Origin of the sequence: Reella acinonychis (assembly GCF_052384575.1) — a bacterium.
Taxonomy (GTDB): Bacteria; Pseudomonadota; Gammaproteobacteria; order Enterobacterales; family Pasteurellaceae; genus JBQSUQ01.
The window spans coordinates 64,915-85,605 of sequence record NZ_JBQSUQ010000007.1; the positions used below are offsets into that span (position 1 = coordinate 64,915).

A 20,691-nucleotide genomic window follows, 5' to 3' on the forward strand; every position below is an offset into this window, starting at 1 on the left:
ATGCTATCCCGCAATTTTTTATTTAAGAAGTATCCTTATGTTAAATCAACAAATTAGTCAAATTATTGCCTCTGAATTAACCGTTCGTCCGCAACAAATTTTAGCCGCGATCCAATTGTTAGATGAAGGCAATACCATTCCTTTTATTGCACGTTATCGTAAAGAAGTTACTGGCGGTTTAGATGATACGCAGCTGCGTCATTTTGAGACCCGTTTAATTTACTTGCGCGAGTTGGACGAACGTCGTCAAACGATTTTGAAGTCAATTGAAGAGCAAGGCAAATTAACGGATGACCTCCGCGATAAAATTGCACAGGTGCAAAGCAAAACAGAATTAGAGGATTTGTATTTGCCTTACAAACCGAAGCGTCGCACCAAAGGACAAATCGCGATTGAAGCAGGGCTTGAGCCTTTAGCAGATTTGTTATGGAACGAACCACAGCATGAACCAGAGCAGACAGCGACATCTTTTATCGATGCTGAAAAAGGCATTGCTGATACCAAAGCTGCATTGGATGGGGCGAAATATATTTTAATGGAGCGTTTTGCTGAAGATGCTCAATTATTAGCAAAAGTTCGCCAATATTTACTGCAAAGTGCGGTGCTAGTTTCAAAAGTTTTAGAAGGCAAAGAAGCGGAAGGTGCAAAATTCCAAGATTATTTCGATCATCAAGAACGCTTAAATAATGTGCCTTCTCATCGTGCTTTAGCCATGTTCCGCGGGCGTAATGAAGGCATTTTACAACTGAGTTTAAATGCAGATCCTGATGCGGAAGAAAGTAGCCGTTCAAGCTATTGCGAAGAGATTATTCGTGATCATTTACAGGTTCGTTTTACGGGGCAGCCAGCGGATAGATGGCGTGAACAAGTGGTTGCTTGGACGTGGAAAATCAAAGTCGCCCTACATTTAGAAACAGAGTTAATGGCAAACTTGCGTGAGAAAGCGGAAGATGAAGCTATTAATGTTTTTGCCCGAAATTTAACCGCGCTTTTAATGGCAGCACCTGCGGGAGCGAAAACGACAATGGGATTAGATCCCGGCTTGCGTACTGGGGTGAAAGTTGCTGTTGTGGATAATACAGGCAAATTGCTCGATACTAATACGGTCTATCCACATTCTTCAGGTCAAATGAACGCTGCAATGGCGAGTATTTATGCTTTAATTAATAAACATGGGGTTGAACTCATTGCTATTGGTAATGGCACCGCTTCTCGTGAAACTGAGCGTTTTGCTAAAGATGTGATTAAAGCAATTGATGGTCAAAAACCGCAAACTGTGGTGGTGAGTGAGGCTGGTGCTTCAGTTTATTCTGCTTCAGAGTTAGCGGCAACAGAATTTCCAAATGTGGATGTGTCCTTGCGTGGCGCAATTTCCATAGCTCGTCGTTTACAAGATCCTTTGGCGGAATTAGTGAAAATTGATCCGAAAGCGATTGGCGTGGGGCAATATCAGCATGATGTCAATCAATCACAGCTAGCGCGTAAATTGGATGCGGTAGTGGAAGACTGTGTTAATGCGGTTGGCGTCGATTTGAATACCGCTTCTGCACCTTTATTAGCTCGTGTTGCGGGCATGACGAAAACCCTTGCACAAAATATTGTGGCTTATCGTGATGAAAATGGGCGTTTTGAAAGTCGCAACGATTTGAAGAAAGTACCAAGACTTGGTGCAAAAGCCTTTGAACAATGTGCGGGATTCATGCGAATTCTAGCTGGAAAAAATCCATTGGATGCTTCAGGTGTTCACCCAGAAGCCTATGCTGTGGTGGAAAAAATCTTACAAGCAACGGAGCAATCTATTCAAACCCTAATGGGCAATGCCAGCTTAGTGCGCCAGTTAGATGCCAAAAAATTCGTTGACGAACAATTTGGTTTGCCAACGGTAATGGATATTTTCAACGAATTAGAAAAGCCGGGACGCGATCCGCGTGGTGAATTTAAAACGGCAACCTTTATGGATGGCGTAGAAGAAATTACGGATTTGAAAGCGGGCATGATATTGGAAGGAACGATCACCAATGTCACTAATTTCGGCGCCTTTGTGGATATCGGTGTTCATCAAGATGGTCTTGTGCATATTTCTTCTTTGGCGGATAAATTTGTGGAAGATCCACATCAAGTGGTCAAAACAGGCGATGTAGTGAAAGTGAAAGTATTAGAAGTGGACGTTGCTCGTCGTCGTATTGCTTTAACCATGCGTATGGATGAAACTGCAGTGAAAAATCACGATAAAAACTCGGCCAAAATGGACCGCACTTTAGCGCCAAAATCCAGTAACAAAGGGAATTCACTGCGCAATTCATTCAGCAATAACGCTTTTGCCAATGCGTTGAAAGATTGGAAGAAGTCGTAATTTCTGTATCTGAAAAATCAGTACAAACAATATAAAAAATCACCGCGCTTTGATGAAGTGCGGTGATTTTTTTTGAATGTTTTGGTGTTATTCTTGTTTGCCCCAAATTTGAGGATCAACGCCACGTTTTAATAATTCAGGATGATCTTCCACACTGAATACTGGCTCTTGTCCCGCTTTAAGTTGTTTGCGGTAATCTTTGAGAATTAACCATACCACTGGGGAAAGCAAGATAATAGCCACAAGGTTAATCATTGCCATTGATGCCATTACCGTATCTGCGAATGCCCACACGATACCACCGTCACGTACTGCACCGAAGTAAACGAAGAACAACACGATGAGACGGAAGATTAAGACCATAGTTGGTTTGTTGCGGATATAGCGAATATTACTTTCTGCGTAGGCGTAGTTACCGATAATTGAGGTGTAGCAGAATAATAAAATAATGAACGCGAGGAAATGTAAACCAAACTCGCCAACATGGAATGTTAACGCTTTTTGGGTTAATGATACCGCTTTTAAGCTTTCGCAACCGTAATCGTCAGACATTAAAATGATGACTGCGGTACAGGTACAAACAATGATGGTATCCACAAATACACCAAGCATTTGGATTAAACCTTGAATCGCAGGGTGTTTTGCATTTGATGTTGCCGCTGAATTTGGCGCAGAACCCATACCTGCTTCGTTAGAGAATAAACCGCGTTTAATCCCCATTAACATAGCTTTTGAGAATAAAGCACCGAACATACCACCAGCCATTGCAGAGAAATCAAAGGCGCTAGTAACAATATTTGCAAGTACAGCAGGCACTTTGCTGATATTCATACCAAGAATAATAACGGCGATAATTAAATAGAAAAGCGCCATGGTCGGTACCACTTTAGATGACACTTGCCCGATACGTTTTACCCCCCCGAAAATTACTAAGCCAGTTAAAATCACTAAGCAAATACCCACGTAGTTTGGATTCCAACCCCAAGCATTACGGGTTGCTTCTACAATAGAGTTGGCTTGTACTGCATTAAAGGCGAAACCGAAGGTGAAAATGAGGGTGATAGCAAAAGCGACCGCTAACCAAGGGGCTTTTAAACCTTTTGAAATATAGTAAGCAGGGCCTCCGCGGAACATACCATCCGCATCTTGAATTTTATAGACTTGTGCTAAAGAAGATTCAGCAAAGGCACTACTCATACCGATTAATGCAGTAACCCACATCCAGAACACTGCTCCCGGACCACCTAAAGCAATTGCAGTGGCAACACCACCAATGTTACCAACACCTACGCGGCTTGCTAAGCCAGTGGCAAATGCTTGGAATGGCGTTAATGAACTACCTGTTGACGCACGTCCAAACCACATTTCGCGAATACTTTGTGGCAATAAGCGTAATTGAACAAGACCTGTGGAAATAGTAAAAAATAGGCCGGTAAATAATAAGGTAATGACCGTAATATCCCACAATGGACCATCAATATTATCAACAATCCATCTTAAGATTTCTTCGAATTTTAGAACAATATCATGCATAATTGGACGCTCTCTTGAAGTTAATATCGCAAGGATTCTAATATAATTCTGATCAAATGTGATCGAATTACTGGAAAAACAGGATAAAAATTTATAAAAGTGCGGTGAAAATTTGAATGATTTTTAAGAAAAAGGTGAAAAAAAAGGAATTAATCTAATTCCTTTTTTCTTATGCTTTATTGCGGTACTTATTCAGCGATGATGATATTTATGCCTTTCTCTGTCAACATTTGATGAATTTTAGGCTCAATGCCATTATCTGTAATGATGGTATCAATTTTTTCTAATGGGCAGACGATATTGGGACTGCGGCGATTGAATTTTGTTGAATCTGTCAGCACAATGATTTTTTTTGCAGCATCGCACATGGCTTTGCTCACTCCATGCACTTCATTAAAGGTCGTTAGACCTAAATTCATATCAAAACCATCTGTTCCAATAAAGAGTTTATCAAATGAAAAATACTCAAAGGTTTTTTCAGCCAAAATACCATGGAAAGAACCTGATTTGGGACGATAGGTGCCACCACAAGTCAGTAATTCATGCTCAGTATTAAGATTAGAAATTGCGTTGAGAATATGCAAGCTATTGGTCATAATAGTCAGATTCTCAAATTGATTAAAATAAGGGATCATTTGTAGCACTGTGCTTCCTGAATCCATAATCAATGAATCGCCATTCTTAAGTAAGCTAACTGCTGCTTTTGCAATTAATTTTTTGGCTTCTAAATTGATGTAGGCTTTATTGATAATCGGCAAATCATCATCTTCGTTATCATTTGTAACCAGAATAACGCCACCATAAGTGCGTACGACTTTCTTTTCATCTTCAAGTGCGGTTAAATCTTTGCGAATTGTGGTGCCGCTGGTGGAAAAATGACTAGCAAGTTCTTCAACTGATGTTTTACCTTGCGTGCGAAGGTAATTGAGGATTTCCAGTTGTCGCTCTTTTGGTTTCATTGCGTATCCTTTATTCTTTTATTTGTATCGCTTCTGATAAAGCATCTTGCGCATTGGGATTATTAGGGAAAAGCAAATCAGGTTTGATTTCATGGTGCTTTAAGCCAATTAATTCAGGAACTGGCTGTGGAGATGAAAATACAGTAAATCCTTTCATCATTAAGGCATCTACAACGGTTAAATCATCATCGAAAGCGATAGCAATGACGACTTTAGCTTTAAAACGCCCCTTGGTTCGACCGACACCAATTCTTCCTTTTTTTGATAAAGCACTAAAAGCGCGATTAAAACGGCTAACCTGTATGCCACCTAAAATAATTTGAAGTACCCAAGCGACAATGGCGATTAGGATTAATGAATTTGTTGCGGACATTAAGATGATTTTCTCTGAAAAATAGATTTACAAGGTTATTCTATAATAATTTGAGAGGAGATAAAAGGGCACATTAACGTGCCCTCTTAATATTAGAACATCACTTGACCACCAGTGATATTGATTGATTGTCCTGTGCAATAAGAAGCTTGTTCACTTGCGTAGAACATAAGAACATTTAATACATCTTGATAATCGCAACCACGTTTTAGAGGTACTTTATCGATGTATACTTGTTCAACTTCGCTTTCAGGAATACCTAATTTTTGCGCATATTGTGGAATAAGTGATTGGAACATTGGCGATTTTAATAAGTTACCTAACATTAGAGAGTTTACGGTAATGCCGTTGTCCGCTAAGTCTAACGCTAGAGATTGTGTTAAACCTACACCACCAAATTTCGCTGCACTATAACCAGAGTTGTGTTTACTACCCACTTTACCTGATTTAGAGTTGATTTGAATGATGCGACCTTTGATGCCATCACGAACCATTAATTTCGCGAATTCACGTGCACATAAGAAGTAACCAGTTAAGTTTACTGCAACAGAGAATTCAAAATCTTTTAATGCAAAGCTAGTGATTGGCGCTGCTTTTGCTACACCTGCGCTGTAAACTAATAAATCTGAACGACCGAAAGTTGCATCAACGTTTGCTGCTAATTGAATAACACTTTCTTCGCTTGTTGCGTCAACTTTGAAACCATGGGCTACTTCTTTACCTACTTTTTGGTTGATTTCAGCTGCTGTTTTTTGTGCATTTGCTTCATTTAAGTCAGCAACAGCAACACGATAACCATTTTCAGCTAAACCCGCACATAAAAATGCACCAAGAGTTTGACCACCACCAACAACGATAGCTACTTTAGAAGATTCCATATGATTTTCCTTCTGATTGAGTTTAAATTATGAACGTTTGATTTTTAACACACTGCCCACTTTAAGTGATGTAGGTGTTGTGCCTTTTACATGAATTGTGCCTGGATATTCCGCAGCAGCTGCGCTATCAAAACGGAATGTTACATGGCCTAATTCTTTTAAGTTAGTGCTAGCAACATCACCTAGTGCAGTGATTGGGTAATCTACACCATCAAATTCAGCGATATCGCCAACTTGTAAAGTTGCGGTAAGCTCTTTTGGATTGTGCATGAAGCAGTATTCTTCCACATCAGCAGGTGCGCCTTGTTTGAACGTGATTAACATATTTTCATTTAATGATTCAACTGCAAGGTCACCAATTTTTGTAAATTCAGTTTCGTAAATAGTCGTCATTCTTTCTGTTCCTTTTTGAGAAGTGGGCTTAAGCGCCCACTATTTTATTGATAAATGAATGCTGAAACAGCCCAAGCAACTAATACTGTTGGTGCGCCAGTTAAGAAACGGCTCACTAATACGGAAGGAACACCAACGCGTACAGTATCTTGTTTTGCTTCTGCCATTGATAGACCTACTGGGATAAAGTCACAAGCTGCTTGTGCATTGATTGCAAATAATGCTGGTAATGCTAATGCAGGAGGAATATTACCAAGACCAATTTGCGCACCGATAAGTGTACCGATTACTTGTGCAATTACTGCGCCAGGGCCTAAGAATGGAGATAATAGTGGGAATGAACAGATTAGTGCTAAAGTGACTAAGCCAATAGGATTACTCGCTAATGGTGTTAAACCTTTTGCAACGATATCGCCCAGACCTGATGCAATAATAATACCAATTAAGGCAGAAACGAAAGCCATAAATGGTAGAATTGTTTTAAATACGGTATCAATAGTATCACGACCTGCTTGGAAGAATACTGCCATGATAGAACCCATACCCATACCAATTCGAGCTAATAGGCCGTCACTTTGTTCTGTGATTTTCTTGGTTGTATCATATTCTTTTGCTTGTGGTTTTTCAGCTTCTGCTTTTGGTGCTGCGGCAGCTGCAGGTGCATCTGAATCAACCAAACTAATATTATTTTCTTTAACTGCTGATACGTAAATATCTTCTACGATGAATTCTGCTAATGGACCTGATTTACCTGTTGCATGAACGTTGATTGTTGGAATACGGCGTTTTGGATATAAACCACAACGTAATACACCACCACAGTCAATGATTGCGATACCGATTTCTTCGCTTGCAGGCTCACCATTTTTAAATCCATCAACAGCTTCCCAACCTGTAAGTTCAACAATTTTGTCAACGATAGCAGGTCTTGTTCCACCTGTCATATAGAGGACTTTTTTACCTTCAACAACAGGTAATGTTAAAGGACCACCCCAACCGCCATTACCTTTTTCAATATAAAGTGCTTTACTCATTATGTTCACCTATCAATTTTTTACTGTGCGTTATTTACCTAAATGTACTTCACGATCTAATGTGATGCCCATACGTTTTTCGAAAAATGCAGTGGTGAAGTCAGTTACCCAGCCGCGGAAGAAGTTTGTGATCATCCCAACTAATAAGTAGCTGATCGCTAAAGGGCCTAATGGTAAGCCTAATTTAGTTAAACCTGCTGCGATACCTAAATAAACGAATAATTCACCTGGGTTAATGTGTGGGAATAAACCGTTCATTGAGTGACAGCTATAAGACGCTGCAGCGTAGTAGCTTGGTTTATAACGTTCAGGTAAGAAACGACCTAAGCTTAATGTCATTGGGTTACAGAAAATAAAAGTACCAATAACAGGAAGGATTAAATAACGAGAAACTGGGTTGCCCGCACTACGTTGTGCTAAACGTTCGATACGTTCTTGACCAACAAATTTAATTAATGCGTTCATTACAACTAATAATGAAATAAGGAGAGGGAGAATTCCTGTTACCATACTAACAAAAACCTTACCACCTTCTTGGAACAGTCCAATGAACCATTCTGCACCATGAGTGATGTATTCCATAAAATGACCTCTTAGAAGTTTTAAAATGAAAGTTTTTAAGTTTTAGAGTGAAAGTTTTCTAGCGAGCTGAATATAAGGCTTGGATGTTCAGCTTCTGTATAATACCGGAATATTTTGTTTAAAACTGTGACCTAGATCACAAAAAAGCAAAAACTTTTAAAATAAAAGAAAAAAGTTTTATTTTAAAATTTAATTTGAAAGATTTAAGTTTATATAAATTTCCCTCATTTATATTAGAAGAATAATCAACTTAAGCTATACCGTCCAAATGCGTTATGCCAATCCTGTTCAAACTTATCAATAGCACTGAATACTGCTGGATCTTGGATAAAAAGCGCCAGAATGTCAGGACTAACCGTAATGGATTGGCAACCAGCTAGCATACAATCTAACACTTGGCGTGCAGTTCTAAAACTTGCGGCACAAACCATGCTGTTACAATGATGTTGAGACAATAAATGTTGTAAATCTTTGACCACCTCAACTCCGCTGCCACCTTGAGCATCAATGCGATTAACATAAGGAGCAATATATTGTGCGCCACACAAGGCTGCGAGAAAGCCTTGTCCAGCACCATATACCGCAGTACCTAATGTAGGAATTTGTTTTTCTGTTAAGGCTTTTATTGCAACCAATCCTTCTGCTGTAACAGGAATTTTGATAATCAAATTATCAATACGCTCAGAAAGTTGCAATGCATCATCTACCATCTCATCAGCATTGCGCCCCATTGTTTGCGCAAACAACAACTTATCTTTACCAATGATTTTCTGAATACTTGAAAGTGCGGTGAAAATATCTCGTTTTTCTTTCGCGATAATGCTTGGATTGGTTGTTACGCCAGCGATAGGCATAATCTTCGCCAAACGTTCAATTTCGTTGATGTTAGCGGTATCTAAAAAAATTTGCATAACCTTTTCCTTTTATCTGTATTTCATCTGAAAAAGAACTGCTTCTGCTTGGCAGCAAAATTGTAAATTTACCTCTAATAAAATACCTTGCTCAACCGCTGTAGTTTTGCTTTCTATGCTGCAAGGTTCGCTTTCCAGTTGACGTGCTAGTTGAACGATCTTATCTAGCGCCATATCGATTTCTTTTTCATCAGAAAAAATTTGTGAAATTTGCACCGCACTTTCTACGCCATCAAAAAATTGTTGCTCTTTTTTAGTGCAACATTTACTGGTTTGCTCAATTCGTTGAGATAAGTTCATTTTACTCTGTCCTCTATAAAATTTAACCAAATTGAGTGTAGCACCCTTTTGGGTTGGATTCAAAAGTTCCCGTTTCACTGGTCTGAACAGTCAAGTGGAGCGCTAAAAAGCATTGAATGAAGTGGGATCGTTCTTTAGAATTCCGCAAGTTTACTCTAATGATGACAAATACATAGGGAATTTTTATGCAAAAACTTTTTACTAAAACTCTTCTTTCTTCTGCTTTATTAGTGGCTGCTGGTGCAGCAAATGCTGCTGCGTTCCAATTAGCAGAGGTTTCAACTTCTGGTTTAGGTCGTGCTTATGCAGGTGAAGCAGCGATCGCTGATAATGCAGGTGTAGTTGCAACTAACCCAGCGTTAATGAGTTTATTTACTCGTCCAGAAATTGCAGCAGGTGCAATCTATGTAGATCCAAATATTGATATTGAAGCAACAACATTAAGTGGTACACCATTTGCAACAAACGCAAATGCAAAAGATATTGCAAAAGGTGCGGTTGTGCCTAACTTATATGCTGTTTACCCAATTAATGACAAATTTGCTGTGGGTGCAGGTTTAAATGTGAACTATGGTTTAGCAACTAAATACCCAACAGATTATGCGGCAGGTTTTATTGCGGGTAAAACAGAATTAACAGCATTAAACTTTAATTTAAGTGGTTCTTATAAAATTACAGATAAGCTTGCGTTTGGTGTAGGTTTAAATGTTGTTCATGCAGATGCTGTAATTGAACGTCATGTTGGTGTTGCAGGTAAAGCAGCAGCGGCTAAAGCTGATCTAGCAGCTAAACAATTTGCAGCTGCGGGCGATTTAGCGAAAGCGCAATATTATGGTGCTTTAGCTCAAAAAGCAGCAATGGTTTCTCCAGACGCATTATTACGTAAAATCGAAGGTGATAAATGGGGATTTGGCTGGAATGCTGGCTTAGTGTATCAATTAACAGAACGTAGCCGTTTTGGTTTAGCTTATCATTCCCAAGTTGATATTAATTTTAAAGGCCAATACAGTGATGCTGGTGCAGCTATTTTAGGTCCTTTATCTCAAGGTAATGAACCGGGTGGTTTAACTCTGCCATTACCTGCTTATTGGGAATTCTCTGGTTTCCACCAAGTAACAGATCAATTTGCTTTCCACTATAGCTGGAAATACACGCAATGGTCTAAATTAGATCAATTAAAAGCGGTTGGTTCTCAAACAGGTAAAGTATTGTTTGATAAAACAGAAAAATTCCGCGATAGTTCACGTTTAGCTATTGGTGCGACCTATAATGTAAATGATGCATTAACTTTACGTGCTGGTATTGCTTATGATGAAACTGCAGCAAGCACACATCATTCTATCTCAATTCCAGATACAGATCGTGTATGGTACAGCGTAGGTGCAACGTATCGCTTCACCCCGAACCTATCAATTGATGCAGGTTTTGCTCACTTACGTGGTGCGAAAAACCAATTTAAAGAAACTGAAGCAGGTATCGTAACTGATGTGAAAACCAAAGCGAGAGCAAATCTCTATGGTTTAAACTTAAACTACCGTTTCTAATCAATTTAAAATATAATCGGGCGTATTTTTATACGCCCTTTTTCATTTTATGATTTATTATAGTTACTATATGTCGCCTGTAGGGCGGTTGTTGATGCTGGCTGAAAATGACCATCTCACCAATCTTGATTTTGAATTGGAGCAGTATGAGCCAAATGCAAAATGGCAAGAAAATAATGATCTTCCTTTATTTTTACAAGTAAAATCAGCGTTGAAACGCTATTTTAACGGTGAAAAAGAGACGTTTTCTGCTATTCCATTGGCACCAAAAGGAACCGCATTTCAGCTTGCTATTTGGCAGCAACTACGCCAAATTCCTTATGGCGAAATATGCCACTATGGCGAAGTAGCGCAACGAATTCATCGACCTAATGCGGTGAGAGCGGTGGGAGGAGCGGTAGGGAGAAATCCTATCAGCATTATTATTCCTTGCCATCGCGTGTTAGGTAAACAACGCCAACTCACAGGTTTTGGAGGAGGTTTGCCTGCTAAACGTTATTTACTGAATTTAGAGCAAATTCACTATGTGGATAAAGGCGTGGAATTCGTTAAGCAAAAGTTACTAAAACAATACAAAAATTGACCGCACTTTATGTCAAAAACACCTCAATCTGAATTTGAATTATTACAACGAGCACAGGCTATTGCTGGTTTAAGTTTCGGCGAGCTTGCTGATGAGCTTAATATTAGCGTGCCACCTGATTTAAAACGGGATAAAGGCTGGGTTGGTCAGTTGATTGAAATGTCTTTAGGAGCAAAGGCAGGTAGTAAACCCGAGCAAGATTTTGCACATTTAGGTATTGAATTAAAAACCATTCCTATCAATTCAGAAGGTTATCCATTAGAAACCACTTTTGTTTGTTTAGCGCCTTTAATTCAGAATTCAGGTATTGATTGGCATAATTCCCATGTTAAACATAAATTAGCCAAAGTGTTGTGGATCCCAGTGCAAGGGGAACGCCATTTACCTTTGGCTGAGCGTAGAATTGGTTATCCTGTTTTGTGGCAACCCAATGCACAGCAAGAGCAGCAATTACGACAAGATTGGGAAGAATTAATGGATTATATTGTGTTAGGCAAGGTTGAACAGATTAATGCAACTATTGGCGAAGTATTGCAGCTACGTCCAAAAGGGGCAAATAGTCGTGCATTAACCAAAGGAATTGGTAAAAATGGCGAAGTGATAGAGACCTTACCATTAGGTTTTTATCTGCGTAAACCTTTTACTGCACAAATTCTGCAAAATTTTTTCCATTGTTGATAAATAAATGTTGGTTTTTTCAGCCAAAGTTATAAAATCGACAACTTATTATTTCTTTTAAGGATTATCTATGTTTGAGTGGATTTCAAACCCAGAAGCTTGGGTTGCTTTATTAACCCTAACTGCTTTAGAAATTGTATTGGGTATTGATAACATTATTTTTATTAGTATTTTAGTGGGACACCTACCTGAAAAACTCAGACCATCTGCACGTTTTATCGGTTTGTCGTTAGCAATGATAATGCGAATTTTATTATTATTATCATTGGCCTGGGTAATGCGATTAACAGAGCCTTTATTTACCTTGTTTGCGCAAGAAATTTCTGGTCGTGATTTGATTTTGTTATTGGGTGGATTGTTCCTAATTGTGAAAAGTTGCCATGAAATTCATAACGAAATGACGCCACATGGGGATAAACACGAGGACGGTAAACAACCTAAACACCCTAGCTTTTTCTTCACTTTAGTGCAAATTGCCATCTTAGATATTGTGTTCTCTTTGGATTCTGTGATTACCGCGGTAGGTATGGCAGATAATATCGAAGTAATGATTATTGCGATTGTGATAGCTGTTGGTGTAATGATGCTTGCAGCGAAATCAATTGGCGATTTTGTAGATTCTCACCCAACATTGAAGATTTTGGCATTAGCATTCTTAGTAATGATTGGTATTTTACTTGTTGCCGAGAGTTTAGACGTACATATCCCGAAAGGTTATGTGTATTTTGCAATGGCATTCTCCGTTGTCGTGGAAATTCTAAATATTCGGATGCGAAAATTAATGGATCATAAATAACAGAGAACAAAGAAAAGGACGTCATTGACGTCCTTTTTTACAATAAGATGATTAATCTCGGAAGTTATTAAATTGGAAAGGTTGACCTAAATCAGCCCCTTTTACTAACTGAATTGCAGCTTGTAAATCATCGCGAGATTTACCTGTTACACGTACTTGTTCACCTTGAATTTGAGTTTGTACTTTTAACTTACTGTCTTTGATTAATTTTGTGATTTTTTTCGCTACTTCCGTTTCAATTCCTTGTTTTAACTTAATTTCTTTGGAATAAAGTTTACCATGATGTTCACTTTCTGTTGGAATATCTAAGGATGTGCTTTCAATACCACGTTTCACACAAGAACCAATTAAGATCTCAATTAATTGCTCTAATTGGAAATCAGATTCTGTTGTGAGTTTAATTGTTTCGTTTTTCTCATTTAATTCCATTACTGCTTCAACTCCGCGGAAATCATAACGTGTACTTAATACGCGATTAGCATTTTCTACGGCATTGCGCACTTCATGCATAGTTAATTCTGAAACAATATCAAATGAAGGCATAATTTTCTCCTAATTAAAGCTGTTGAATTCGATCATTTGCGCTTAATAAACAAATTAAGCCAGTGAGGTCAGCAAAGTTTACCACAACTTGTGCTTGTTGTTGTACTTTCGGTTTCGCGTGGAAAGCTGCGCCTAAATCTGCCACAGCCATCATGGCAAGGTCATTAGCGCCATCGCCAATAGCGACGGTATTTTTTGCTTCAACCTTAAATTCGTTAGCAAGGCGCAATAATGTGTCCGCTTTATATTGAGCATGTACAATATCACCTTTTACATTACCTGTTAATGTGCCGTCAATAATTTCAAATTGATTCGATACCGCTGCGTCGAGCTGTAATTCCGTTTTTAAGTGATCAGCAAAATAGGTAAAGCCGCCGGAAGCAATTGCTGTTTTCCAACCGTATTTTTTTAATTCGTGCAGGGTTTCAATTAAGCCTTCCATTAAGGGTAAATCACATTTTACTTGCTCTAAAATGTTTTCAGGTGCGCCTTTTAAGGTGGCAACACGACGGCGTAAACTTTGCTCAAAATCTAATTCACCACGCATAGCAGCAGCTGTAATGGCTGATACTTCATCGCCGGTTCCTGCTAATTTAGCAATTTCGTCAATACATTCGATTTTGATTGCAGTACTGTCCATATCCATCACTAATAAACCCGCTTGGCTTAAACGGGCGTTAAAATTAATCACCGCAGAATCAATGCTTAATTCATGGGCTTTGGTGATAATATCGGCACTAAATTCACTGGAAAACAACACCACATTATTGTCTAAAATTGTCCAAGCATCCAAAATATAAAAATTTTGACCGCACTTTTTCTGAAATGCCATTAATTTTTCTACATCCAAATGGCGACCGAATAAAATGGAATATCCATGGCTTTGTTCAAAAGGTTGATCGGGTAAAAGTGCGGTGGGAAATTGAGGAAATTTTTGAATAATACTTTGCATGAATTTATCCTGTAAATTTTGGGCGATAGTGTTACAATCATACAATATTTGAAAATTTTTGGGAAAAGAACTTGCAAATAATCAAAGAAAAAATCACAAAGTCAGCCATGATGTTAATGATTATTATGCTTTGTGTTGCAGTCATGTCTGTTATCTTATTCGGTGTAAAACAATTCCAAATTGGATCGCAATTAGCTAGTGTCAATCAGGTGGCGAATTTGTCGCATTTATTGGTGCGCCAACAAACAAACTTGTTTTCTATTTTATTAGTCAATAATGCCAATACAGAAAAATTAGTGGAAAATTTGGACAGTTTAACTCGAGAAAATTTTGTCTTGGACGCTTCTTTGTATGGACATAATGGCGAGCTGTTAGCGCAGAGTAGTCATTCCTTAAGTTTGCGGCATCAGCTTGGTTTGGACGAGACTCAAACGCTGAGTAATCAACAAATTGTTGAACCTATTTATTCAGCAAATGGCATTGTGGGTTTTTTACGCGTGACCTTCGATGATAAATACGGACAGACGACACAAAATAAAATTAATCACATTTTTTCACGCCTGTATGGTGAACTAATTATCGTCTTCCTAGCCGGAATTATTTTAGCCAGTTCTGTGCATTATTTTTTAAGCCATTATCGTCGAGCCAGACGTGCTATTTCAGAGCCTATAAAAATTACTAAATCAAAATTGAGTAGTGCAACGATGTTTCATCGCCGGAGACGTAGAATGTGATGGAATAATCACGCTAAGATAGATAAAACAAACCCCACAATTGTGGGGTTTATTTATTCAAATTATTTTGAACCTGGAATACTGAAACGTTTGTTGAAACGTTCTACACGACCACCAGTGTCAACAACACGTTGTTTACCAGTGTAGAATGGGTGGCATTTGCCACAAACGTCTAAGTTTAAATCTTTGCCCACAGTTGAGCGAGTTTTGATTACGTTGCCGCAAGAACAAGTTGCAGTAACTTCTTTATATTCTGGGTGAATACCTTGTTTCATAGAGAACCTCAAATTGAAGCCACGCCGCTATAAGAATCATCATTCGATATTCAAACACCGCGTGTGATTAATATTACACCTTCGAATTTGCCATTGAAATTCTGAAGGCACGTTAAAAAGAGCAGAAATTATACCGAAAAAAATGGATTATTCAAGCAAGATTTTTAGTTATAATGCCCATAATTTAGCTGATTGGAATAAATGATGAGATTAGCACGAGTCGCGTTAGCGGTGCCTTTAATGCGTTTTTTTGATTACTTGTTGCCAGCGGATTGCCATGCCGTTGTTGGTGCAAGGGTAGTTGTGCCTTTTGGTGCGCAAAAAAAAGTGGGGATTGTGGTCGATCTGCCTGAAAAATCAGATGTCTCTCCACAGCAACTTAAAGAAGTGATTGCTGTTTTAGATCAGGAAACGCTATTTAATCCTTCAAGTTGGCAATTATTAACTTGGGCTGCAGCTTATTATCAAGCCCCTTTAGGTGAGGTGTTGATCTCCGCTTTACCTGTAAAATTGCGCAATGGCGAAAGTGCGGTGCAAAAAACAAAAACTTTGTGGAATTTAACCGCACTTGGTGAACAAGCTTTGCAAAATGGTAGTTTGAAGAAAGCCAAAAAACAGCTTGAGGCGTTGCAATCCTTGAAGCAGTCGCCACTGGAGAAAGGCAATAATCCATTTAATACGGCGATTTGGTCACAATTAAAAGCAAAACAATTTATTGAGGAAATTGAGCAAACCATAGACGTAATCTCTTGGCAACAAGCTTTGGGTGATTTGCCTATGGTTAAAGCGGAAAATCGTTTGGTGTTAAATCAGCAGCAAGCGCTTGCAATGAGTCAAATGCTATTCCAACAAGGTTTTTCTGCTTTTTTACTGGATGGCGTAACTGGCTCGGGCAAAACCGAGATTTATTTGCAACTTATTGAAGAAACGCTCAAAAAAGGTAAACAAGCCTTGGTGTTGGTACCTGAAATTGGTTTAACGCCACAAACAGTACAGCGTTTTATGGCACGTTTTAATGTGCCGATTGAAGTGTTACATTCCAATTTGAATGACACCCAGCGTTTACAGGTTTGGCAACGAGTTAGAAGCGGTCAAAGTGCGGTGATTATTGGCACAAGATCTGCGTTACTCAGCCAGTTTTATGATTTGGGTTTGATTGTGATTGATGAAGAACATGATGCTTCATTTAAACAACAAGATGCTTGGCGTTATCATGCTAGGGATTTAGCGTTAGTGTACGCTAAGCAACTCAATATTCCGATTGTCTTAGGTTCGGCTACGCCAAGTTTGGAAAGCCTCAACAATGTAAAATTAGGCAAATATCAACATATTAAGCTATCAAAACGAGCGGGTAACGCAAACATTGTTGTTGGACAACTGATTGATCTAAAAAAACAAAATTTAGTGAATGGTTTGTCGGTCAGCTTACTGAAAAAAATAGAACAGCATTTGCAGAAAGGAAATCAAGTTTTGTTGTTTCTTAATCGTCGAGGCTTTGCCCCCGCTTTGTTGTGCCATGAATGTGGTTGGATTGCTACTTGTTCTCATTGCGATAAACCGCTCACTTATCATCAGCAACAACGAGCAATGCGTTGTCATCATTGTGCTTCACAACGCCCTATTCCACGCCAATGTGCAGAATGTGGTTCGACGAATTTGGTCACAACGGGTGTTGGAACAGAACAATTAGAACAAAGCTTGCAACAATACTTCCCACAGTATGCGATTACGCGGATCGATCGTGATAGCACTGCGCGCAAGGGAAAATTGGAAAGTCATTTAAGTGATATTCAACAAGGAAAAAGCCAAATTTTGATTGGCACTCAAATGCTTGCCAAAGGGCATCATTTTCCTAATGTCACTTTAGTGGCGTTAGTCAATGTTGATAGCAGTTTATTTTCCCTTGATTTTCGTGCAGAAGAACGCCTAGCGCAGTTATATGTTCAAGTCGCGGGGCGTGCTGGACGAGGCGAAAAACAGGGTGAAGTGGTTTTACAAACCTACTATCCTGAACACCCTTTGCTGCACTCTTTATTGCAACAGGGGTATTCATCCTTTGCGGAACAAGCATTGCAGACCAGGCAATTAATGGGATTGCCACCATTTAGTTCGCAAGTATTATTTAAGGCGCAGAGTCGCCAAAGCCAAGCAGCAGAGCAGATCTTATACCAGATTGAAGCATTTTTTCAGCAATGGAAACTCAACCAAAATCAACCGCACTTACAGATTTTGGGCGTTATGCCTGCGCCTTTTGCTAAAAAGGCTGATCAATATCGTTGGCAACTTCTATTACAGCATGCCTCACGCGCCGTTTTACAGCAGGCTCTGCGAGATTTTTCATTGCAATATGAATATAAAGTCGGTCAAGTGCGGTTAAATGTGGATGTGGATCCACAAGATCTGTCTTGATTTTTCTAGTAAAATTGCCCATTTTTCAGTAAAATTGTAACAATTTATCTATAGATTATCGGAAATATATTGTGGTACAGCGAGATTATGCCGTTCGTAACGGTTCTAAAAAGAAAAAATCAGGCGTAAATAAGCCCCTTTTATTTGTGATCGCGGCGGGTATCGTCATTGCTTTTGCTGCGGGATTATATTTATTAAAGTCAAATGCACCTGAAGCAGTGGTGCAAGCGCAACAGGAAGTAAAAAACGAGAAAGCGAAACAAAAAAGTCAGTTGCCAAGTCGCCCTGAAGAAACTTGGTCTTATATTAAAGAATTGGAAAGTAGAACAGTTACCAATAACCAGAATATTCAATTAAATGAGAGCCAAAAAGCAGAATTAAAACGCTTGGAGGAAGAAGAAAAAGCGAAACAAGCTGCGTTAGAAAAATTAAGACAGCAAGAAGAGCAAGCGAAGTTAGAGAAAGCCAATAAAGCGGCAGAAAATAACCTTTCTTCAACAGTAGAAACCACAGCAAAACCTGCTGTTCCAACTGAAGATATGGCGGCAAAAGAAGCGGCTGCAAAGCTGGAACAAGAACGCAAAGCTGCGGAACAACGTAAAAAAGCGGAACAAGCGAAAAAAGCAGAAGCTGTAAAGGTTGAAACAGCGAAGAAAGAAGAAAGCAAAAAATCAGATGGATCGAAAGTGGGTAAATTTGGCTTACAATGTGGTGCTTTCAATGATCGTGGCAAAGCGGAGAATTTACAAGCCCGTCTTGCTATGTCAGGGTTAAATGCTCGTATTACGGAAAGTGGCAAATGGAATCGTGTATTGATTGGGCCAGTTGGAGATCGCGCAGCAGCAACCGCTGCACAACAACAAGCAAGTGCCATTGCGGGTTGTGTGATTATCGGTATGTAACCATTTTCTGTTGAATTTAAGTGCGGTTAAAAAATTTATTGTTTTTTAACCGCACTTTTTCTTGCCTAATTTTTAAAAATCATTAAAATGAACGAACGTTCATTCAGCGGTGTTTTTTACCGCTGTTTGTCTTTTTTATTAACCTAAATTGGATTATTTATGCGTCAATCAGAAATTGATATGGCGGAGCAAATTTTTTTAGCGACTGAGCGATTAATGGCAGAAGGTGGATTACATAATTTATCAATGCACAAGATTGCAAAAGAAGCCAAAATCTCAGCAGGCACAATTTATCTTTATTTTAAGAGTAAAGATGAGCTGTTAGAGCAACTTGCTCGTCGTATATTTACAATTTTTTCGCAAGAATTAGCGAAAGATTATGACGAAAATAAACCTTATTTTGAGCAATATCGCATTATGTGGTGGAACATTTGGCACCATCTCACGAATAACCCAATTTTAGTTAAAAATATGGGGCAATATTGGTCTTTACCTTCCTTTGTTAAGGTCTGTTCTGAGCAACAAAATCAAGGACATTGGGCGGTATTTTGTCAAAAAGCAATTGCGAGTGAACAAATTTGCGATTTGCCAATAAAGGTTTTATTTTCTTTAAGTCTTGAAAGTGCGGTGAACTTAGTTCATGCCCATATTTATTTTAATCAAGAGTTCTCTGAAAGCACATTAGAAAACGTTATTGAGCGGACATGGCGTGCTATTCAACAATAAATTTTATTTTTAAATAACGGAGTTTTTATGACTGAACAACAAAACAAGCGTCCAAAACGCGCTCATGTTTTTTTATTAAAAGTGGGCTTAGTTGTTGCTGTGTTGATTTTTGCTGGTGTCATAGGAATGAATTTTCTTAAGAATATGAAAGTAAAAGAAATCATTTCTAATTTACCTGAACCTCGTAATCCTGTTACGGTGACAACAGTCAAAGCAAGTGAGTGGACACCCGTAATTGAAACAACAGGCTTGGTACGCCCAAATCAAGGGGCGATGTTAAGCGCAGAAGCATCAGGAACTATTAGCCGAGTTTTAGTGAAATCAGGACAATCTGTGAAGAAAGGCGATGTGCTTGTAGAGTTAGATAGTAATGTTGAAATGGCAAATTTACGTGCTGCCGAAGCGCAATTGCCAGCATTACGTTTAACTTACCAACGTTATGCGAATTTGATTAAGTCACAAAGCGTCTCACAAATTGAATTAGATAAAGCGAAAGCGGCATTTGAGCAAATGTCTGCCAATATCAATGCATTACGAGCAAGCATTGATCGCCGTAAGATTTTGGCACCTTTTGATGGGGTAACTGGTATTGTTCAAGTAAATGAAGGGCAGTTTATTTCACCGGGTACAGCAATTGTGCGCGTAGAAGATAATAGTTCAATGAAGGTGGATTTTTCTATTTCGCAAAATCAATTAGACCAACTCTTTATCGGTCAGAAAGTAACTGCTACTTCAGATGCGAAAACAGGCGAAACCTTTTTAGCGAAAGTGACTGCGATTGAACCTGCGGTAAATGCAGCAACTGGGTTGGTTGATGTGCAGGCGACTTTTGAAGATGGTGATGCTAAGAAATTATTATCAGGTATGTTTACCCGTTTACGCCTTGCGCTCTCAACAGAACGTAACCAGATTGTCATTCCACAAGTAGCGATTAGCTACAATATGTATGGCGAATTTTCTTATGTGTTGCGTCCATTATCTGATGAAGATAAAGAGAAAATGGCGGGGGATGAGAATTTAGACAAGCTTTATCGAGTACAGCAAGTCACCGTCTTTACTAAAGATCGTCAAGGAATTTATGCCCAATTGAAAGGCAATGATATCAAACCAGGCGAAAAAGTGGTTACTGGCGGTATGCAACGTTTAAATAATGGTAGCCTTGTTCTTGTGACAGAGAAAGAAGGTGTAGGTACAACTCAACCTGCGAAGAATACCAATCTATAAGTTAAGGAT

General features: G+C 38.9%; 22 protein-coding genes. 10 read left to right on the top strand and 12 right to left on the bottom strand.

The window, feature by feature from the left end; genetic code table 11:
- The first annotated feature begins 37 nt into the window (after positions 1 to 37).
- Entirely contained in the window at positions 38 to 2,353 is a 2,316-nt protein-coding gene (locus ACT2CV_RS04075; RefSeq protein ID WP_464973520.1) for a Tex family protein, read from the top strand.
- An 87-nt stretch (positions 2,354 to 2,440) separates the two neighbouring features.
- On the opposite strand, the gene ACT2CV_RS04080 is transcribed toward ACT2CV_RS04075, so the two are convergent.
- The 9 genes from ACT2CV_RS04080 to ACT2CV_RS04120 all read right to left on the bottom strand — a co-directional run bounded on the left by ACT2CV_RS04080 (position 2,441) and on the right by ACT2CV_RS04120 (position 9,316).
- Entirely contained in the window at positions 2,441 to 3,886 is a 1,446-nt protein-coding gene (locus ACT2CV_RS04080; protein WP_464973521.1) for an alanine/glycine:cation symporter family protein, read from the bottom strand.
- A gap of 188 nt (positions 3,887 to 4,074) precedes the next feature.
- Positions 4,075 to 4,845, bottom strand: coding sequence for a glucitol operon DNA-binding transcriptional repressor SrlR (gene srlR / locus ACT2CV_RS04085; protein WP_464973522.1), 771 nt, complete (start codon positions 4,843 to 4,845; stop codon positions 4,075 to 4,077).
- A 10-nt stretch (positions 4,846 to 4,855) separates the two neighbouring features.
- Positions 4,856 to 5,218: a transcriptional regulator GutM gene (gene gutM, locus ACT2CV_RS04090; RefSeq protein ID WP_464973523.1), complete on the bottom strand. Its 363-nt coding sequence runs from the start codon at positions 5,216 to 5,218 to the stop codon at positions 4,856 to 4,858.
- Between the two features lie 92 nt (positions 5,219 to 5,310).
- Positions 5,311 to 6,096: a sorbitol-6-phosphate dehydrogenase gene (gene srlD, locus ACT2CV_RS04095; protein ID WP_464973524.1), complete on the bottom strand. Its 786-nt coding sequence runs from the start codon at positions 6,094 to 6,096 to the stop codon at positions 5,311 to 5,313.
- Between the two features lie 27 nt (positions 6,097 to 6,123).
- Positions 6,124 to 6,489, bottom strand: a complete 366-nt coding sequence (gene srlB / locus ACT2CV_RS04100; protein WP_464973525.1) for a PTS glucitol/sorbitol transporter subunit IIA — start codon at positions 6,487 to 6,489, stop codon at positions 6,124 to 6,126.
- A 44-nt stretch (positions 6,490 to 6,533) separates the two neighbouring features.
- Complete coding sequence (srlE, locus tag ACT2CV_RS04105; protein WP_464973526.1) at positions 6,534 to 7,523, bottom strand: PTS glucitol/sorbitol transporter subunit IIB; 990 nt, start codon at positions 7,521 to 7,523, stop codon at positions 6,534 to 6,536.
- A 30-nt stretch (positions 7,524 to 7,553) separates the two neighbouring features.
- Positions 7,554 to 8,105 carry a PTS glucitol/sorbitol transporter subunit IIC gene (srlA, locus tag ACT2CV_RS04110; RefSeq protein ID WP_464973527.1) on the bottom strand — a complete coding sequence of 184 codons (552 nt, stop codon included), beginning with the start codon at positions 8,103 to 8,105 and terminating at the stop codon, positions 7,554 to 7,556.
- Between the two features lie 245 nt (positions 8,106 to 8,350).
- Positions 8,351 to 9,016, bottom strand: a complete 666-nt coding sequence (gene fsa / locus ACT2CV_RS04115; protein ID WP_464973528.1) for a fructose-6-phosphate aldolase — start codon at positions 9,014 to 9,016, stop codon at positions 8,351 to 8,353.
- Positions 9,017 to 9,028: 12 nt separating this feature from the next.
- Positions 9,029 to 9,316 (bottom strand): DUF406 family protein, encoded by a 288-nt coding sequence (locus ACT2CV_RS04120; protein ID WP_464973529.1) that lies wholly within the window; start codon positions 9,314 to 9,316, stop codon positions 9,029 to 9,031.
- 185 nt (positions 9,317 to 9,501) lie between these two features.
- Here ACT2CV_RS04120 and ACT2CV_RS04125 point away from each other — a divergent pair, with 185 nt between their 5' ends.
- From ACT2CV_RS04125 to ACT2CV_RS04140, 4 genes are all read left to right on the top strand, one after another.
- The gene (locus tag ACT2CV_RS04125; protein ID WP_464973530.1) at positions 9,502 to 10,860 is read left to right on the top strand and encodes an outer membrane protein transport protein; all 1,359 of its coding nucleotides are present in this window, start codon (positions 9,502 to 9,504) and stop codon (positions 10,858 to 10,860) included.
- 49 nt (positions 10,861 to 10,909) lie between these two features.
- The gene (locus ACT2CV_RS04130) at positions 10,910 to 11,443 is read left to right on the top strand and encodes a methylated-DNA--[protein]-cysteine S-methyltransferase (RefSeq protein WP_464974045.1); all 534 of its coding nucleotides are present in this window, start codon (positions 10,910 to 10,912) and stop codon (positions 11,441 to 11,443) included.
- Between the two features lie 9 nt (positions 11,444 to 11,452).
- On the top strand, positions 11,453 to 12,121 hold the full coding sequence (gene mutH, locus ACT2CV_RS04135) for a DNA mismatch repair endonuclease MutH (protein WP_464973532.1): 669 nt from the start codon (positions 11,453 to 11,455) through the stop codon (positions 12,119 to 12,121).
- A gap of 70 nt (positions 12,122 to 12,191) precedes the next feature.
- Positions 12,192 to 12,917, top strand: coding sequence for a TerC family protein (locus ACT2CV_RS04140; RefSeq protein ID WP_464973533.1), 726 nt, complete (start codon positions 12,192 to 12,194; stop codon positions 12,915 to 12,917).
- 51 nt (positions 12,918 to 12,968) lie between these two features.
- Here ACT2CV_RS04140 and ACT2CV_RS04145 read toward each other — a convergent pair whose 3' ends face one another.
- Positions 12,969 to 13,460 carry a YajQ family cyclic di-GMP-binding protein gene (locus ACT2CV_RS04145; RefSeq protein ID WP_464973534.1) on the bottom strand — a complete coding sequence of 164 codons (492 nt, stop codon included), beginning with the start codon at positions 13,458 to 13,460 and terminating at the stop codon, positions 12,969 to 12,971.
- A 13-nt stretch (positions 13,461 to 13,473) separates the two neighbouring features.
- Positions 13,474 to 14,439, bottom strand: coding sequence for a phosphoserine phosphatase (serB, locus tag ACT2CV_RS04150; RefSeq protein WP_464974048.1), 966 nt, complete (start codon positions 14,437 to 14,439; stop codon positions 13,474 to 13,476).
- A gap of 44 nt (positions 14,440 to 14,483) precedes the next feature.
- On the opposite strand from serB, the gene ACT2CV_RS04155 reads away from it, so the two are divergent.
- A complete protein-coding gene (locus ACT2CV_RS04155) occupies positions 14,484 to 15,146 on the top strand; it encodes a YtjB family periplasmic protein (protein WP_464973536.1) in 663 nt (220 codons plus the stop codon).
- Positions 15,147 to 15,208: 62 nt separating this feature from the next.
- Here the strand turns inward: ACT2CV_RS04155 and rpmE are convergent, their stop codons facing one another.
- The gene (rpmE, locus tag ACT2CV_RS04160) at positions 15,209 to 15,421 is read right to left on the bottom strand and encodes a 50S ribosomal protein L31 (RefSeq protein ID WP_464973537.1); all 213 of its coding nucleotides are present in this window, start codon (positions 15,419 to 15,421) and stop codon (positions 15,209 to 15,211) included.
- Positions 15,422 to 15,625: 204 nt separating this feature from the next.
- On the opposite strand from rpmE, the gene priA reads away from it, so the two are divergent.
- The 4 genes from priA to ACT2CV_RS04180 all read left to right on the top strand — a co-directional run bounded on the left by priA (position 15,626) and on the right by ACT2CV_RS04180 (position 20,682).
- A complete protein-coding gene (priA, locus tag ACT2CV_RS04165; protein ID WP_464973982.1) occupies positions 15,626 to 17,830 on the top strand; it encodes a primosomal protein N' in 2,205 nt (734 codons plus the stop codon).
- 71 nt (positions 17,831 to 17,901) lie between these two features.
- Complete coding sequence (gene ftsN, locus ACT2CV_RS04170) at positions 17,902 to 18,732, top strand: cell division protein FtsN (protein WP_464973538.1); 831 nt, start codon at positions 17,902 to 17,904, stop codon at positions 18,730 to 18,732.
- 159 nt (positions 18,733 to 18,891) lie between these two features.
- Positions 18,892 to 19,458: a TetR/AcrR family transcriptional regulator gene (locus ACT2CV_RS04175; protein ID WP_464973539.1), complete on the top strand. Its 567-nt coding sequence runs from the start codon at positions 18,892 to 18,894 to the stop codon at positions 19,456 to 19,458.
- A gap of 27 nt (positions 19,459 to 19,485) precedes the next feature.
- Positions 19,486 to 20,682: an efflux RND transporter periplasmic adaptor subunit gene (locus tag ACT2CV_RS04180; RefSeq protein WP_464973540.1), complete on the top strand. Its 1,197-nt coding sequence runs from the start codon at positions 19,486 to 19,488 to the stop codon at positions 20,680 to 20,682.
- Positions 20,683 to 20,691 lie beyond the last annotated feature (9 nt).